This window comes from Bartonella birtlesii IBS 325 (assembly GCF_000273375.1).
Classification (GTDB): Bacteria; Pseudomonadota; Alphaproteobacteria; order Rhizobiales; family Rhizobiaceae; genus Bartonella; species Bartonella birtlesii.
Genome location: NZ_CM001557.1, coordinates 409,891 through 425,843, shown reverse-complemented (window position 1 = coordinate 425,843; position 15,953 = coordinate 409,891). Strand labels below are relative to the sequence as shown.

Annotated in this window: 12 protein-coding genes; 10 read left to right on the top strand and 2 right to left on the bottom strand. The window is 40.1% G+C overall.

All coding sequences use genetic code 11. The annotated features are described in order from the left end of the window. The first annotated feature begins 222 nt into the window (after positions 1-222). From QWU_RS08925 to QWU_RS02260, 4 genes are all read left to right on the top strand, one after another. Complete coding sequence (locus QWU_RS08925; protein WP_017196112.1) at positions 223-1,347, top strand: COG4223 family protein; 1,125 nt, start codon at positions 223-225, stop codon at positions 1,345-1,347. A gap of 11 nt (positions 1,348-1,358) precedes the next feature. Next, positions 1,359-2,921 carry a heme biosynthesis protein HemY gene (locus tag QWU_RS02270; RefSeq protein WP_017196111.1) on the top strand — a complete coding sequence of 521 codons (1,563 nt, stop codon included), beginning with the start codon at positions 1,359-1,361 and terminating at the stop codon, positions 2,919-2,921. Between the two features lie 95 nt (positions 2,922-3,016). Continuing rightward, positions 3,017-3,769 carry a glutamine amidotransferase gene (locus QWU_RS02265; protein ID WP_006589920.1) on the top strand — a complete coding sequence of 251 codons (753 nt, stop codon included), beginning with the start codon at positions 3,017-3,019 and terminating at the stop codon, positions 3,767-3,769. 143 nt (positions 3,770-3,912) lie between these two features. Further along, complete coding sequence (locus QWU_RS02260; RefSeq protein WP_017196110.1) at positions 3,913-4,968, top strand: DUF2125 domain-containing protein; 1,056 nt, start codon at positions 3,913-3,915, stop codon at positions 4,966-4,968. On the opposite strand, the gene QWU_RS02255 is transcribed toward QWU_RS02260, so the two are convergent. Beyond that, positions 4,965-9,674, bottom strand: coding sequence for an NAD-glutamate dehydrogenase (locus QWU_RS02255; RefSeq protein ID WP_017196109.1), 4,710 nt, complete (start codon positions 9,672-9,674; stop codon positions 4,965-4,967). The genes QWU_RS02260 and QWU_RS02255 overlap by 4 nt on opposite strands. Positions 9,675-9,925: 251 nt before the next feature. Here QWU_RS02255 and QWU_RS02250 point away from each other — a divergent pair, with 251 nt between their 5' ends. The 4 genes from QWU_RS02250 to rpsP all read left to right on the top strand — a co-directional run bounded on the left by QWU_RS02250 (position 9,926) and on the right by rpsP (position 13,104). Next, positions 9,926-10,564 carry a carbonic anhydrase gene (locus QWU_RS02250; RefSeq protein ID WP_006589917.1) on the top strand — a complete coding sequence of 213 codons (639 nt, stop codon included), beginning with the start codon at positions 9,926-9,928 and terminating at the stop codon, positions 10,562-10,564. 234 nt (positions 10,565-10,798) lie between these two features. Next, complete coding sequence (gene ffh, locus QWU_RS02245; protein WP_006589916.1) at positions 10,799-12,367, top strand: signal recognition particle protein; 1,569 nt, start codon at positions 10,799-10,801, stop codon at positions 12,365-12,367. Positions 12,368-12,392: 25 nt separating this feature from the next. Then, complete coding sequence (locus QWU_RS02240) at positions 12,393-12,722, top strand: chorismate mutase (protein ID WP_006589915.1); 330 nt, start codon at positions 12,393-12,395, stop codon at positions 12,720-12,722. Between the two features lie 16 nt (positions 12,723-12,738). Next, positions 12,739-13,104 (top strand): 30S ribosomal protein S16, encoded by a 366-nt coding sequence (rpsP, locus tag QWU_RS02235; RefSeq protein ID WP_006589914.1) that lies wholly within the window; start codon positions 12,739-12,741, stop codon positions 13,102-13,104. 129 nt (positions 13,105-13,233) lie between these two features. On the opposite strand, the gene QWU_RS02230 is transcribed toward rpsP, so the two are convergent. Next, positions 13,234-13,449 (bottom strand): DUF1674 domain-containing protein, encoded by a 216-nt coding sequence (locus tag QWU_RS02230; protein WP_004857950.1) that lies wholly within the window; start codon positions 13,447-13,449, stop codon positions 13,234-13,236. An 83-nt stretch (positions 13,450-13,532) separates the two neighbouring features. Here QWU_RS02230 and htpX point away from each other — a divergent pair, with 83 nt between their 5' ends. Next, positions 13,533-14,540: a zinc metalloprotease HtpX gene (htpX, locus tag QWU_RS02225; protein ID WP_006589913.1), complete on the top strand. Its 1,008-nt coding sequence runs from the start codon at positions 13,533-13,535 to the stop codon at positions 14,538-14,540. A gap of 35 nt (positions 14,541-14,575) precedes the next feature. Further along, positions 14,576-15,943 carry an RsmB/NOP family class I SAM-dependent RNA methyltransferase gene (locus QWU_RS02220; protein WP_026017270.1) on the top strand — a complete coding sequence of 456 codons (1,368 nt, stop codon included), beginning with the start codon at positions 14,576-14,578 and terminating at the stop codon, positions 15,941-15,943. Positions 15,944-15,953 lie beyond the last annotated feature (10 nt).

Here is a 15,953-nt window from a genome sequence, read left to right as displayed (position 1 = left end):
CTGTTCCTGATAAAAGTGCAGAGTTGGAAATTTTGGGGAATTTATACTCTTTATAAAAAGAGTGTAAAATAAGTTATGATATTTGAGAAAATCTTAATTTTTAAAACTTTTTTCATTCTATTATTTTATCATTAAAAGAAATTATGCACAAAAAGTGACAAAGATGGTAGACCCTTCAAAACCAAAAAACCACACTATGCTGGTGATCGCCGTAAAAAGCCTGTGATTGAACATGAAGTTGTGAACCATGATTCAGAACAACTAACACAAAATCCAGCAAGTTCGGCTATGAAAGAAGAGCAGAGTGAGAAAAGTCAGCAGAAGCAATGCGTATCTTATAGGACTTGCTTTTATTCGCTTATTTCAGGAATTTTAGGTGGCCTTATCGCTCTAGGTCTTTTTATCGGGTTGCAATGGGCGGGTATACTTCCTTCTTCGTTATTGAAAAACAATCTTGGAGGGGAAAGAGCTTTAAAAATTGCAGAAAGTGCAAAAAGTCAAAGTGAAGAGACATACAAGAAATTAAGGCACATACTGCAAGAAATTGAGGCGTTGAAGGCAGAATTTTCCTCTTTTTCATCACGACAGGTGGAAGCAATTCCCAGTGATGAAGGAGTGCAAGAAGATGGAAGAGAAGCTTTTGTGGTTTTAGAGCAAAAAGTGAATGATCTTGAAAAGTTTGTGCAAGCTTTTGTTAATGCTTCAAAAGAAATAAAAATGGCTTTATCGACTGGAGAAACCAATGCAAACGCTCTTGCTCTCCTAAAGCAACAACTAGAAGCTATACAAGAAGAAATTGTGGCGGCAAAAAATGAAAAACAAGAAATAAATACTGCACTGTTTACAGCGATTAGTTCTTTAAAAAATGCTGTAGAACGTGGGGGATCCTATAGTAATGAGTTAAAGCTGTTACAGCAATTATCCCCTTCGATTGATGGACTTGATCTGTTGCAAAAGACAGCTACTATAGGATTGCCAAGTTCGGCAAAACTTGCAACAGATTTTGCTCGTGTTGCAGATGCAATTGTTGCGACACAAAATGATGTTGCGTCAGATGTTGGTTTTTTTGGACGAATTTTGGCATGGATAAAAGGTCTCATTATTTCACGGCCGATTGGCAATGTTGAAGGTATGACATTGGGGGCAATTGCGGCACGGATGGAAGTTGCTATTCAAGCGGGTGATTATGAAAGAGCTTTGAGTGAATGGCAAATGTTGCCCCAAAATGCAAAGGATGTTTCAGTAGATTTTGTTGATCAGCTTGAAAAACATATTGCTGTTCATCAGTTGTTTCAGAAGTTGTTGATGTCTGTGCAACAAGGATCTTTTAAAGCAACAAAGATGTAAATAGGCTCAAGATGATACGTGTTTTTATTTATAGTTTTGTTGTATGTGTGCTTGGTCTTGCTTTTGGGTGGGTAGCTAATCACAATGGTGTTTTTGTTATAACATTTTTGCACTTTCGGTTTTCTTTTTCATTGCTAACAGCTTTAAGTGCGCTCATTTTACTGTTTGGAATTCTGGCGTTTTTATGGTGGCTTTTATCTGTATTTTTTTCTCTACCTCGTGCTTTTTCCAATTATTTGTATAAACGTCACCAAAAGCGTGGTTATGAAGCTCTTTCACAGGGGCTTCTTGCAGTTTTTGCTGGAGATGGTATTTTGGCACAAGAAATGGAAGCTCAGGTTATAAAATATCTTGCAGGCAAACATGAGCCGCTAGTAAAGCTTTTACAAGCTCAAACCTTATCTTTGCAAAATAATTCTCTGCGCGCTATTGGTCTTTATGAGGGAATGAGAAAAGAAGCACCGACAAAATTGGCAGGGTTATACGGTTTGTTTCGTGAAGCTATGAAGAGCAAAGCTTATGAAGCAGCACAGCAATATGCAGAAGAAGCTTTGGCTTTATCGCCAGCACTTTTATGGGCTCATCAGGCGGTGCTTGATCAGCTCAGTGTGAATGGGCAATGGGACAAAGCACTCGGTGTTTTTGAGCGCGCACAAAAAGCTTTACCGCGCTCTGTTCGTTTGGCTTCAGAGCGTCAACATACACAGGCTTTGCTACTTTGTGGGAAAGCGCTTCATCTGTTTGAGACTCATCCTGGTGAAGCGCGTGCGGCCATTTTAAAAGCACATAAATTGGAGCCTGATTTTGTTCCGATAACAGTCATTGCCGCTGATATGCTTTATAAGTTAAATGAAATACGTAAAGCGGATAAAATGATTATTACAGCTTGGCAAAAAGAACCTCATCCTGATTTGAGTGCGCTGTATCTTGAAAGAGAAGAAGGAGCTGTTGAGCGATTGAAAAAGGCTAAGACACTTGCTTCTTATAATAAAGATACATTTGCCGCGACCTTTCTTATTGCTAAAGCGGCTTTGGATGCAGGTGAGATAGCATTAGCAAGGCAACAAGCACAAAAAGCTCTGCAATATCATCAACGAGAAAGTGTTTATTTATTATTGGCAGATATTGAAGAGGCACAGGGTAATAATCAGGGGGCTGTGCGTCAATGGCTTTCTCTAGCACTTCGTGCTGAACGTGATCCAGTGTGGATGTGTGAGGGATCCATTTTTTCTTCTTGGTCAGTGGTTTCTCCAATAAGTGGGCGTTTGGGCTGTTTTGAATGGAAAGCCCCTCCCAGTATGCCCCCCATTACATTAGAGGCCGCCAATATTGTGCCTAAAAAACAAGATAAAGAGGGTCTTGTGGGAAAAGATACTGGTGTTGAAGATAAGATACTAGAAAAATTTCCCTCTTTAGAGGATTCTTTTTTGTATGATGCACAAGTAGAGAAACAAGATATAAAAAGGCAAGAAATTAAAACAGTTAGCGAAACCCATTTGAATGTTGACGATCCAGGGGTTAAAATAGAAGATGAGGAGATATCTTTATCGAAAAAGAATTCCCCTTTATTTTAAATAAGTAAAATTGTAGTTAATATTGTTCGCCAAAATTATTTTCTTGTGCTTAAAGGATAAAACTTTACTTGGTTGCAGAAGTGATTGGTTAAAAAATGTTTTTAAGTCAAAGGTGTATTGGTCAAAAACAAAAAAAGAATAAACCAAGAATTGCAGTCGTTATGCATCGTCGGTCTACATATACCGGTCGTTTGGGGAAATTTTTGCAACAAAAAGGTTTTGTTCTTGATATTTATCGCCCTATTTTGGGACAAAAGCTTCCCGATACATTGAAGCATTATGCTGGTGTCGTCATTTTGGGTGGGCCAATGAGTGTGAATGACAGCGAAGCGTATATTAATGAGGAAATTGATTGGATTTCTTTGTCATTGAAAGAGAATAAGCCTTTTTTGGGTATTTGTCTTGGAGCACAAATGTTAGCGCAAAATCTAGGGGGGCGTGTTGGTACGAGAAGTGATGGGACTGTTGAAGTTGGCTGGTATCCACTGGAAGCGACGTTGCTAGGCAAGGAAGTGATGAATTGGCCAAAAATGGTCTATCATTTTCATGATGAAGGTATTTATGATTTACCTAAAGAAGCAGAGCTTTTGGCAACAGGTAATACATATCCTACACAAGCTTTTCGTTATGGAAAAAATGCATGGGGCTTACAATTTCATGCCGAATTTACGCGGGCCATGATGCGGCGTTTAGTCGTGCGCTCGGCACACAAACTCATGGAAAAAGGCGCTCAACCCGCTTCTGCACATTTGCAAGGCCGTTTAATCTATGATCAAGCCTTGAGCAAATGGTTTGAAAATGCATTGCAACAAATTTTTGTGTACCCATTACAAGTATATGAGAGTTAAGAAATTTTTAATCATCATGAAATAAAGAAAGTTTTTATTTTGTTTATGTTGTCTCCATTGAAATTAATACGGAAAAGCTTTTCTTTAAGCTATTTATTTTGTGGGCTTTTTTGTTTTACTCTGATACTTATTTATAGCGCAATGTGGTTTTTTTTTCACGTAAAATAGAAGACCGTGTTGCCGATTTCTTCGCAAGAGCAACTGCCAATGATATGACGGTTTTATGCGATCACCTACACAAGAGTGGTTATCCATTACGTATTGGTGTTGCTTGTGATCAATTTCAGTTTGCTTGGCCTTTACACAAGCTTTCTTTGTCAACGGGATATTTGACAGCTGGAGCACCAATTTATGCACCTTATGGGGTAAAGTTTAACGTTCATTCTCCTGTATCTATTGTTTTTGATAAAAAAACTCCTATCGTGTCGCATTGGCGCAATTTGATGATTGAAACAGAATCTTATTGGAGAACAGATAAGACATTTAAATTGATCGCTGAAGGGATTGAAATTTTCCCCATTTCTTCATCTTTTAAAGATAAAAAATTTCAAGACAAACCTGAATTACAGGTGAAAAATAAAAAGACCGTACAAGAAAATGTTGGAGCTCAAGCCTCTTTAAAAGGTGCTCCAGATGTGATTGTACCTGTGTTAGATCAAGAGGATATGCCTCAAAAAATAACAGCAGAGTTTTTACGCCTTGATTTGAAACATGAAAAAAATCATTTATCGGGGCATATCACTTTTGATGATTTTGATCCTACTATGTTTTTTGCTTCTTATTTTGTGGAAGTGCCCAAAGTTGATGGCAATTTGGAATGGGTTCTCAATGAAGTGTCTCATCTGTTTGAAAATGAAGGAAATAGTTGGAAACAATATTTTTATGGAAAAAGTGGACTTTTAAAGCACGGTGAATTGAGTTTTCATACAGGTGGTACATTACGTGTTAGTGGGCCTTTTTCTTTTGATGATGAAGGATATTTGACAGCAAAATTTGAACTTGTCTTTGTGAAGCATATGGAACTTCTTACAACTATGCAGCGCTTATTTCCTGAGCAAACTAACAATCTACAAGCTTTATTTTTTGTTCTGGGTGCTATGCCTAAAAGTGCTGATGGCTATCCTGTTGTCCCTTTGTTGGTTAGTCATGGACAGGCAAAATTAGGATTTTTAAAACTTGGTCGTCTTGCACCGTTTTAAGTTTGAAAGCCGGTATTTTGAAGTTGTGCAATCAACCCAGCTGCAAAAGTAAAGCGAGAAATGTTGAGATCATTTTCAATAAGAGCACTAATACGATTTGTTATATTGTGAATATGATCTTCTTCTATTTTGCTCCAAGTGGCAAAAGGATTGTCTTTTTTTCCATAATTTTTCAGCATTTTCATAACAATTTGTCGTAAGCTTTTAGCAATATTCTCTTTGGCTTGGCTTAAGGCCATACTATCATAATAATCAAGAACAGGAATCGTTTTACTTGCTTCATTAATGCGATTAATACGAATGATTTGAGCCAGTGAAAAATAGATTTCTGCTGTTTTAATAAGGTCGCTGTTGCTTTGTTTTGCAATCAAAGAAATGTCACAAATTATTGGAGCAGTTTCTAAGAGGGCTAATTGTTTTGCTAAAGATTTTGATGCCCCTTCTTCACTATAATGGAGCGTTTTTTCTTTAATTTTTTGATTAATATCTTTATCGTTGGAGTGCGTCAGTTGTTCTTCAATAACGCTACGGGCTTGCTTTATTATTTTTACAAGTTCTTCTAATGGAGTCGAAAGGTCCATATTGCGCAATCCCCAATTTGTTGTCTCAAAGAGCATTGAAGTAATGGCTGCGTAGAATTTATTTTGGATAAGACCAGGTATTTTATTATCGAGCTTATCAATTTGATCAGATAATTGGGGTATTTCAAAACCGTCACGGATTGCAATGAAAACACGGATAACATTTTCAACTTTTTGTTCTGTTGCATCTTGTAGTTGATTAACAAAAGTAGGCCCCCCACGATTCACAATATCGTTTGCAATCAGTGTTGCAATAATATTACGACGTAACTGATGATTGATGATTTCTTTCTCAAAACTTGTTTGAATTTGAGTTGGGAAATAGTTCAACAACATTGCATCAAAATAACAATCATCAATAATGGGGCTGTGGACGATTTCTTCTTTTAGAGTTAATTTAGCATATGCCAAAATAACGGCGAGTTCTGGACGTATAAGGCCTTGGCCTTGTGTTATTCTTTGCCGCAAAATTTGCTCATCAGGGAGAATTTCAACTTTACGATCTAGAAGCTTTTTTTGTTCTAAATCATGCATAAAGCGTATCTGATAAGGCAAGTCTGCAATACTTTGGCTTTCAGCCAAAGAAAGAGCAAGAGGTTGCAAATAATTGTTGCGTAGGACTAATTGTTCAACTTGTGGAGTCATTTTTTTCAAGAGTTCGTTGCGTGCTTCTTTGGTAAGTGTTTTTGCACGGAGCGCCGATGCGAGAACAATTTTGATATTGACTTCAACATCTGAACAGTTAACACCTGCAGAGTTATCAATGGCGTCCGTATTGCACCGTCCACCGTTTAAGACATATTCAATTCGACCACGTTGTGTAACGCCAAGATTAGCGCCCTCACCAATAACTTTTGCACGAACTTGTTCACCGGTAATGCGGAGTGCGTCATTCGCACGATCCCCTACTTGTGCATCAGTTTCTGTTGTTGCACGGATATAGGTACCAATGCCACCAAACCATAGAAGATCAACAGGTGCTTTGAGAAGTGCAGAGATAATTTCAAAGGGTGTTCCCGTTTGTTGTTCAAAGCCAATGGCTTTTGCTGCTTCGGGTGAGAGAGTAATTGTCTTTGCTGTGCGTGAAAAGATGCCACCACCCTTTGATAATTTTGTATGGTCGTAATCTTGCCAGCTTGAGCGAGGAAGTTGAAAGAGGCGCATACGTTCTGCATAGCTTTCAGCTATGTTTGGATCTGGGTCAATAAAGATATCGCGGTGGTCAAAGGCAGCAATAAGTTTTGTTTGTTTGGAAAGGAGCATTCCATTGCCAAAAACATCGCCAGACATGTCACCAACGCCGATACAGGTGAAGGGAGTTGTTTGAATATCGTGATTAAAAGATTCTCGAAAATGTCTTTTAACTGCTTCCCATGCACCTTTCGCTGTAATCCCAATGGCTTTGTGGTCATAGCCTGCTGAACCTCCAGAGGCAAAAGCATCATCGAGCCAAAAGTGGTTTGCTTGGCTGAGTGCGTTTGCTGTATCAGAAAAGGTTGCTGTGCCTTTGTCGGCAGCAACAACAAAATAAGGATCATGGTTATCATGACAGATGATGTTGTGAGGAGATTTTATTTTACCTTTAACCAGATTATCGGTGATGGAAAGCAAAGCCGTGATAAAGTCAATATAAGCTTGTCGTGCGGCTTCTATGATTATGCTACGGTCATTGGTTTGGGGAAGGCGATGAGGATAAAATCCACCTTTTGCACCAACAGGAACGATGACTGCATTTTTAACCTGTTGAGCTTTGACTAGACTGAGCACTTCAGTGCGATAATCCAATGCACGATCAGACCAACGAATTCCACCACGTGCGATAGGACCAAAGCGCAAATGTACCCCTTCAACTTCTGGTCCATAAACAAAAATTTCTCGATAAGGACGCGGTTCGGGTAAGCCTTCAATTTGGCGTGGATCCAATTTGGTTGCTAAAATACGCCGTGGGTTACCATTTTCTAAAGGAGTATAGGCATTTGTGCGTAAACTCGCATCGATAAGATTACGGTAACGACGTAAGATGAGATCATCATCTAAACCTGATACTTTTTGCAACTTTTCTTCAATACGTTGTTGAATGACCTGTTGGTTTTTTTCTCGTTCTTTTTCTGTATGACTTTGATGAAACTTCAAATGAAATAGAGCATAAAGATCTTGGGTAATGTCTGGATAGGCGTTTAAAGTTTGGGCAACGCGGTCTTGTGAATAAGGGATTCCAGCTTGTTGGAGATAGCGTCCATAATGGCGTAAAATGGCAATTTCTCGCCAATCAAGTTGAGCTGTTTGGGTTAAAGCATTAAAGGCATCATTATCAGCATCGTGGGACCAAATAGCTTCAAATGTTTCGGCATGCTTTTGACCGTTTTTGTCGAAATCGATACAAAGTTGGAAGGCGCTTTCTAGTTGCATATCATGAAGGTACACGGAATGTCCATTGCCATCTGGTAATTCAAGTGTTTGCTCAGCTATGACCCGAAACCCCATATTTTCAAGGAGTGGTACGCGCTTGGAAAGAGCTAGTGCTTCATGGCGGTGAAAAAGCCGAAGAGAAATGCTTTGTTTTTCTTTGTTGTGTGTATGATAAAAAGTAACGAAAAGCGTTTTTTTATCATGAAGACTTAAAATATTTCCGGCATCTTCAATTGCATCTTCAGCTGAGAATAAATCACGATAGCTGTTGGGAAATTGGCTCGCTAAACGCATTTGTTTGTCTGTTGCTTTGCGGGTAAGAGCTATGGTTTGAACACTGTCTTCCCAGCTGCGTGCTATAGAGCGAACATTTTGTTCAAGCACTGTGCGCTCAACAACGGGGGCGCTTTCGCTTCCTTTGCGATGGATAATATAGTGAACGCGGATGAGAGTGCTTTCTAAGAAGAGTGGATAGGATTCGAAAAAATCACCTTTGTAGAGCTCAACAAAGTATTCGCCAATTTTTTCGCGAATATTGCTGCTATATTGGTCACGGGGAACATAGACAAGTATAGAAACAAAGCGCCCAAAAGAATCAATATGAGCGAGTACTCTCAGACGTGGGCGTTCGTCTAATTGTAGGATAAGTTTGGCATTTTCTGTCAATGTATCAACGTCAGAACGAAACATTTCATCTCTTGGATATGTTTCTAAAACACTGATGAGTGCTTTTCCAGAATAGTCAGCCTGATTGTATCCAAGGCGTTGAATGATGGTTTTTGCTTTTTCTTTTAAGAAAGGGATTTGCGAGATAGAACGTGTATAAGCTGAAGAAGTAAATAACCCTACAATGCGTAATTCTCCACATAATTTGCCTTCTTTATCAAAGATTTTAAGACCAATATAATCAAGCCAAACAGGACGGTGAATTTTTGAACGGCTGTTGGCTTTTGTCACAATAAGCAGGTTATCACTTTCCATAAAAGAGAGGATTTCTTGAGGAGGTTCTTCCACCCGTGCATCCCCAATAATACGAATAGAGGCATCGGTGAGAATACCCAATTCAATGTCACTGGCGGTAAAGGCTTTTGTGGGTTCTTGGTTTTTGGTGAAGTTATAAGTGCGCATACCAAGGAAGATGAAATTATGGTCCATCAACCAGGTTAGAAATTCAATGGCTTTTTCGCCTTCTTGTTTGTAGTGGGCTGGGAGATTTGTTTGATAGGCATGGATATGCTTTTCGACTTCTTTAAGCATAGGTTTCCAGTCTTGCACAGCTGCATTAACTTGTTCAAGAACTAAGGCGATCTCATCTTGGAGCTTTTGTATCTGCTGTTCGTTTAATGGCTCGATATGAATTTGCATGAGGCTGATGCGTTGTCCGGAGGCACAATCAAGGACGGGGTGCGCAATCAAATAAATATGATTTTTGTGCTGATTAAAGACATTTAAAATCGAATCAAGCAGGAAGGGTTTATTATCATTGACGAGCGTGATAACGGTTATAGGCTTGTTGTTGCGGGTTAAATTTTGCTTAAAGCAGATAGTACTTTTTCCTGCTTTATGAAGATTAAAAGTATCAATGGCAATAGCAGTGGCTTTTTGAAGTTCTTTGTCTTGGTAACAGATAATATCTTCTGTATCGGTATGAGCAAAAAGGATTTGTTCTATTTTATTTTGATTGCTTTTTGTCTTTGATGTTTGTTGCTGTAACACAATGATTTTCCCTTTTTGCTTTTGATGTTCTTTTTTTATAAGAACAAATTTTTATACTATTCTTTCTAGTGTAGCACCTTCTTTTTAAAGGGAGTAGTTATTTATTTGAAGAAGATAAACTGATTATTCCATTTTAAAGTGATAAATTGCTTTTCTGAGGAGAAATTTTACGTCAATAAGAGGATATTTTTAGTATTTTTTTATGTTAATAGTCTGTTTTTTTAAATATATAGGATGAAAGTAAAGAAAGAATGACGTGTTTGCCTGAAAGACTTTTAAGCGGTTATCGATCCTTTATAACAAATCATTTTTCATATAAAACAGCACATTATCAACAATTAGCGCTTGAGGGGCAAAAACCTGAATTTTTGGTTATTGCTTGTTGTGATTCGCGTGCAGTACCAGAAACAGTTTTTGATACTAAGCCAGGCGAAATTTTTACATTACGCAACGTGGCAAATTTGGTTCCTCCTTTTTCTCCTGATAACCAATATCACGCAACATCAGCAGCTATTGAATATGCGGTGCAATTGCTTGAAGTTAAGCATATTGTTGTTTTTGGTCATGCGCATTGTGGGGGGATTAGCACCGCTCTTAAGGGGACGTGTAAGTCTCTATCGTCAAATGATTTTATTGGTCAGTGGATAAGTCTTTTAGCACCAGCAGCACAAGCAGTTATTGGCAATAAGTCGTTGTCCGTATCAGAACAGCAGATTGTGTTAGAGCAACTTTCTATTCGTGATTCATTGAAGAATTTAGAAACATTTCCGTGGATAAAGGCGAGAAAAAATCAGGGTATTTTAACGTTGCATGGGACTTGGTTTGATATATCAAGCGGTAAATTATGGAATATGGAACAGGAAACAGGCTGCTTTGTACTTGTTGAGTGAGAGTTTTGAAGTATAATATTTGTTCTCTTTTAAATGTATTGTATGATAAATCTTGACAAGGGTAGAGTTTTATTGTTTGAAAGAACAAGCTTTCGGTACAAAATTAACTTGGAGCCACTGACTGAGACCCCGCTTTTAAGGGTATAAAGAGATCTCAGAGGTCAACATCCGACAACGCGATGCGTCCTCGGATGCGACTTTGGTTTGTGTATTATGCAGCAATGAGGTTAGAGAATGTTTGAATCCTTACAAGAACGGCTTGGCTCCATACTGTCTCATTTGACAGGGCGTGGAGCTTTGTCGGATCAGGATGTAGCAGAGGCTCTGCGTGAAATTCGTCGCGCTTTATTGGAAGCTGATGTTGCACTTGATGTCGCGCGTTCTTTTACCGATAGGGTTCGTGAAAAAGCTGTTGGGGCTGCAATTGTTAAATCAATTAAACCGGGCCAGATGGTTGTCAAAATTGTTCATGATGAACTGGTTCGTGTCCTTGGAAGTGAAGGCGTTTTGAGTGATTTAAATGCACCAGCACCTGTTGTGATCATGATGATTGGTTTGCAAGGTTCGGGAAAAACAACGACAACAGCAAAGCTTGCAAAGCGTTTAACAGACAAGAATAACAAAAAAGTTCTCATGGCGTCATTAGATACACGACGTCCTGCAGCACAGGAACAACTCCGCCAATTAGGAGAACAGGCACAACTTGCAAGTTTGCCTATTATTGCGGGTCAGTCTCCCGTTGATATTGCAACACGTGCAGTACAAGCAGCTAAACTAGGCGGTTATGATGTGTTGATTCTTGATACAGCAGGCCGTAATCATATTGATGAAGCTTTAATGCTTGAATTGGCTGCGATTAAAGCATGTTCTCTCCCGCATGAAATTATGTTGGTTGCTGATAGTCTTACTGGTCAAGACGCTGTTCATCTTGCGCGTTCTTTTGATGAGCGTGTAGGAATTACAGGAATTATTTTAACACGTATGGATAGTGATGGTCGTGGTGGTGCGGCTCTTTCAATGCGTGCTGTTACAGGGAAGCCGATTAAAGCAATCGGGATTGGTGAAAAAATAGATGCTTTGGAAGAGTTTCACCCCAGTCGCATCGCTGATCGTATTCTCGGGATGGGGGATATTGTTTCTTTGGTGGAAAAAGCAGCTGAAACAATGGATCATGAGAAAGCGGCTGCCTTTGCAAAAAAGATGCAGGCTGGTAAATTTGATCTTAATGATTTGGCTGAACAATTGCAGAAAATGAAAAAACTTGGGGGAATGGGCGGTATTATGGGAATGCTGCCCGGTTTGGGAAAGGTGAAAGATCAAATAGCTGCTGCAGGACTCGATGATCGTTTGTTTAATCGTCAATTGGCTATTATTTCGTCCATGACCCCCTTAGAGCGTGCCAATCCAGAAATTTTGAAACATAGCCGTAAACAACGAATTGCTAAAGGTTCTGGAACAAGCGCTGCTGATATTAATAAGCTTTTAAAAATGCATCGCCAGATGGCTGATATGGTAAAAGCTATTGGAGGTAAAGGCAAAGGCGGTTTGATGGGAAAAATGTTGAGCGGGCTTGGTTCTAAGATGGGGCTTGGTGGTATGGGGGCTTTGGGTGGGGATTCTGCGACTATGCCTGATTTATCGGGATTTGATCCAAAGCAGCTTACAACACTGCAAAAGCAGATAGAAAGTGGTAAGGGAGGAAAGGTTTTGCCCGGTCTTCCAGGGAGTGGGACTTCATTTCCTGGTCTTTCTAGTGGTATTGCCGAAAGGGGAAAATTTCCTCAGCATCCTAAGAAAAAGTAAGATTCAGAGAGGATAAGGAGAGAGGGTGCAGGAAAAAATATTGGATGAATTAGTGCGTTTACGAGCATCCATTGATAATTTTGATGCAGCATTGATACATATTTTGGCAGAGCGGTTTCGTTGTACGCGAGCTGTTGGGCATTTAAAGGCCCATTATGATTTGCCTGCTGTTGACTCTCTGCGTGAGCAGAGTCAAGTGGCACGATTGCGGCAATTGGCTATAGAAAGTCATCTTGATCCTGATTTTGCTGAAAAGTTTTTGAAGTTTGTTGTTGAAGAGGTTGTGCATCATCATGAGGAGATTGCTCGAGAACAAAAAATAAAACAAATCAATTTAAACGAAAGCCAGAGCTGAAAATAGGAGATAAAATATGGCATTAAAAATTCGTTTGTCCCGTGGAGGTTCAAAAAAACGTCCTTACTATCACATTGTTGTTGCGGATGTGCGTAGTCCGCGTGATGGACGGTTTATTGAACGTGTTGGTGCATGGGATCCCATGTTGCCTAAAGATGGACCGCGGGTAAAACTTGATGAAGAACGTATTCAATATTGGCTTGGTCAAGGTGCACAGCCAACAGATCGCGTTTTACGGTTTTTGGATGCAGCTGGTTTAAAAAAGCGTCCAGCCCGCAATAATCCACACAAAGGTGAACCTGGCAAAAAGGCACAAGAACGCATTGCAGCAGCAAAGCAAGCTGCTGAAGAAGCTGCTGCTGCAGTAGCAGAAGAAGCGTGATTGCTCTTGAAAAGTAATAAACTGTACTTTTAAAACTTTTGTAGAGGAAATAATTGTTATCCGTTTTTGGCAGGCGAAAACGGATTTTCTTTAAGAGTATGTTTGTTTTTTCAAGTTAATATGATTCTTTTAAAAATCAATGGCGCGGCCTTTAATTTCCCAGTCTCCATAGCGTGAAGGGTCTTTGCCACCGCGTCCACCATTTTCTAAAGGTCTTTCTTCCTTTATTTTATGCTTACGTCTTTCTTCAGCTTCGTTTAGGGCGCGTTGTGCTGCGGGAGAGAGGGATTGCTGTTTATCCGTGGTTGCATTTTGCTTGCTTATTTTCTTGTCTTTTTTATCCATTTTACACCTATTCCATTGAAGAAGCAGAAAGAAAACCCCATCATATAGGAATGATTGTCTTTTATCATGGAGTTTTTTGAGTAATGAATATAATGCGTACGGCAATGCTTTTAGCTTTTATGACCGCTCTTTTTATGGGGGTTGGTTATCTTGTTGGAGGGGGTAGTGGTATGATCATTGCTCTCTTGATGGCAAGTGGTTTGAATTTTTTTTCTTATTGGAATTCGGATAAAATCGTTTTACGCATGTATGGTGCGCGTGAAGTTGATCAGCATTCGTCACCAGTTTATTATAAGATTGTGAGTGATTTAGCTAGGAAAGCTTCTCTTCCTCAACCAAAAGTTTATGTTATTGAGAGTGCGCAGCCAAATGCTTTTGCTACGGGACGTAATCCTCAAAATGCAGCTGTTGCTGCAAGTACTGGGTTGTTAAAGCAATTGAGTGTGGAGGAAATTGCAGGTGTTATGGCGCATGAGTTAGCGCATATTGAGCACCGTGATACGTTAACAATGACTCTGACTGCAACGATTGCGGGAGCGATTTCTATGCTTGGGAATTTCGCTTTTTTTATGGGGGGGCCGCGTAATTCTTCAGAAAATTCTCATGGGGGAGGGCTTGGGGGCATTATTGCTTTGCTTGTGGCGCCTTTTGCGGCAATGTTGGTGCAAATGGCTATTAGTCGTACGCGTGAATATGCTGCTGATCGGCGAGGAGCTGAAATATGTGGTAATCCTTTATGGTTGGCTTCGGCATTGCGTAAAATTGCTAATGGTGGACGTGAAATATACAATGAGGAAGCAGAGCATAATCCGGCAACAGCGCATATGTTTATTATTAATCCTCTAAGTGGGGAAGGAGCTGATAGCCTTTTTTCTACCCATCCGGCGACTGCGAATCGTATTGCGGCTCTTTATCGGCAGGCGGAAGAGATGAAGGGGGTATTGGTCGAAAGCATGGGCTTAGATTATGGAAATCTAGAGCGTAGTGCGCAAACCCGTGTATCAGATAATCAGGAAAATGGTACTGTTCAACGCGTTACAAAACGTCCTTCTTGGCTTCGTTATGAAGATTCAAAAAGAACTCGATCATAGAGCTTTTAAGAGAACAAAAGCATAAAGGTGTTGTTTTGAAGCACGAGAAAGCGGGGCAGGTGTCCGAAAAAAATGTTCCGGGATTAGCTGTTCGGCAGGTGTGTGTTCGTCTTTTAGGGGCGGTGCTTGATAAGCATGCGTCTCTTTCGGGTTTAACGGATAATAAACATGGACATCCACAATATTTAAGTTTTTCACATCGAGATCGTTTACTGTGTCGTGCTATTTTGGCAGCGGCGTTGCGTCATCGGGGACAAATTACAGTTGCTTTATCACGCTTTTTGATGCGGCCTTTGCCTTCGCAAGCATTTTCATTGCAACATCTTTTGCATATCAGTGTGGCACAGATTCTTTACCTTGATATTCCTGATCATGCTGCGATTGATTTAGCAGTGCGTGTGGCTAAACTTGATCCCCGTATGCGCCGTTTTTCAGGGATGGTGAATGCTCTTTTACGCAATGTTGCACGTGAGGCAGATGTGTTGCGCCAACCGCTTCCGACTGTTGAAGGAGTTCCGGCATGGTTTGGGGAGCTATTAATATCAGCTTATGGAAAAGAAAAGGCTGAACAGATTTTAGAAATTCAAAGTACTCCGCCACCTCTCGATTTGACAGTTAAATCCGACAGTATTGTATGGGCTAAACGGCTTGGTGGTGTTGTTTTGCCTAATGGTTCGGTTCGGTTAAGCCATGTGGATTGTTCTGTTTCTGATTTACCAGGCTATAGGCAAGGGGCTTGGTGGGTTCAGGATTTTGCTGCAACGTTGCCTGCTTGTTTACTTGGAAATATTCAGGGCAAGCGGGTCGCTGATCTTTGTGCGAGTCCGGGAGGAAAAACAGCACAATTAGCTTTGCAAGGGGCTGATGTGACAGCTGTTGATATGTCTGCTAATCGGGTAAAGCGCTTAAAAGAAAATATGGAGCGGCTTCATTTTTCAGTTCGCACTTGGCAGGGAGATGTGAGAAATTTTCATCCCGAACAACTGTTTGATGCTGTGCTTCTTGATGCTCCTTGTTCTTCTACGGGCACAATACGCCGTCATCCTGACGTTTTATGGACAAAATCAATGGAGGATATCCTTACATTAGCGGCGTTACAATATGATTTACTTTCGGCGGCAATTGCTTTGGTGAAGAAGGGAGGGTGCATTGTTTTTTCTAATTGTTCACTGGCGAGAGAAGAAGGTGAAGATCTTATTGAGAAAATTTTATCGATACGTAGCGATATTGTTTTAGAGCCTATTTGTGCAAAGGAAATGGGTGTGATGGCGCATTTGCTCTCGTGTGAGGGGGTTTTACGTACAACACCTGCGGATTTTTGTCATGAAGACTTTAACGCTGAGAAAAACATATTTTTAGGAATGGATGGTTTTTTTGCAGCGCGCTTGCGGAAAGTGTCTTAATTAACGGTTC

Bases quoted from the DNA above. Each gene is read 5' to 3' on its own strand.
- QWU_RS02270 (WP_017196111.1), top strand. From the start codon at position 1,359: ATGATACGTGTTTTTATTTATAGTTTTGTTGTATGTGTGCTTGGTCTT.
- QWU_RS02265 (WP_006589920.1), top strand. From the start codon at position 3,017: ATGTTTTTAAGTCAAAGGTGTATTGGTCAAAAACAAAAAAAGAATAAA.
- QWU_RS02250 (WP_006589917.1), top strand. From the start codon at position 9,926: ATGACGTGTTTGCCTGAAAGACTTTTAAGCGGTTATCGATCCTTTATA.
- ffh (WP_006589916.1), top strand. From the start codon at position 10,799: ATGTTTGAATCCTTACAAGAACGGCTTGGCTCCATACTGTCTCATTTG.
- rpsP (WP_006589914.1), top strand. From the start codon at position 12,739: ATGGCATTAAAAATTCGTTTGTCCCGTGGAGGTTCAAAAAAACGTCCT.
- QWU_RS02230 (WP_004857950.1), bottom strand. From the start codon at position 13,449: ATGGATAAAAAAGACAAGAAAATAAGCAAGCAAAATGCAACCACGGAT.
- htpX (WP_006589913.1), top strand. From the start codon at position 13,533: ATGAATATAATGCGTACGGCAATGCTTTTAGCTTTTATGACCGCTCTT.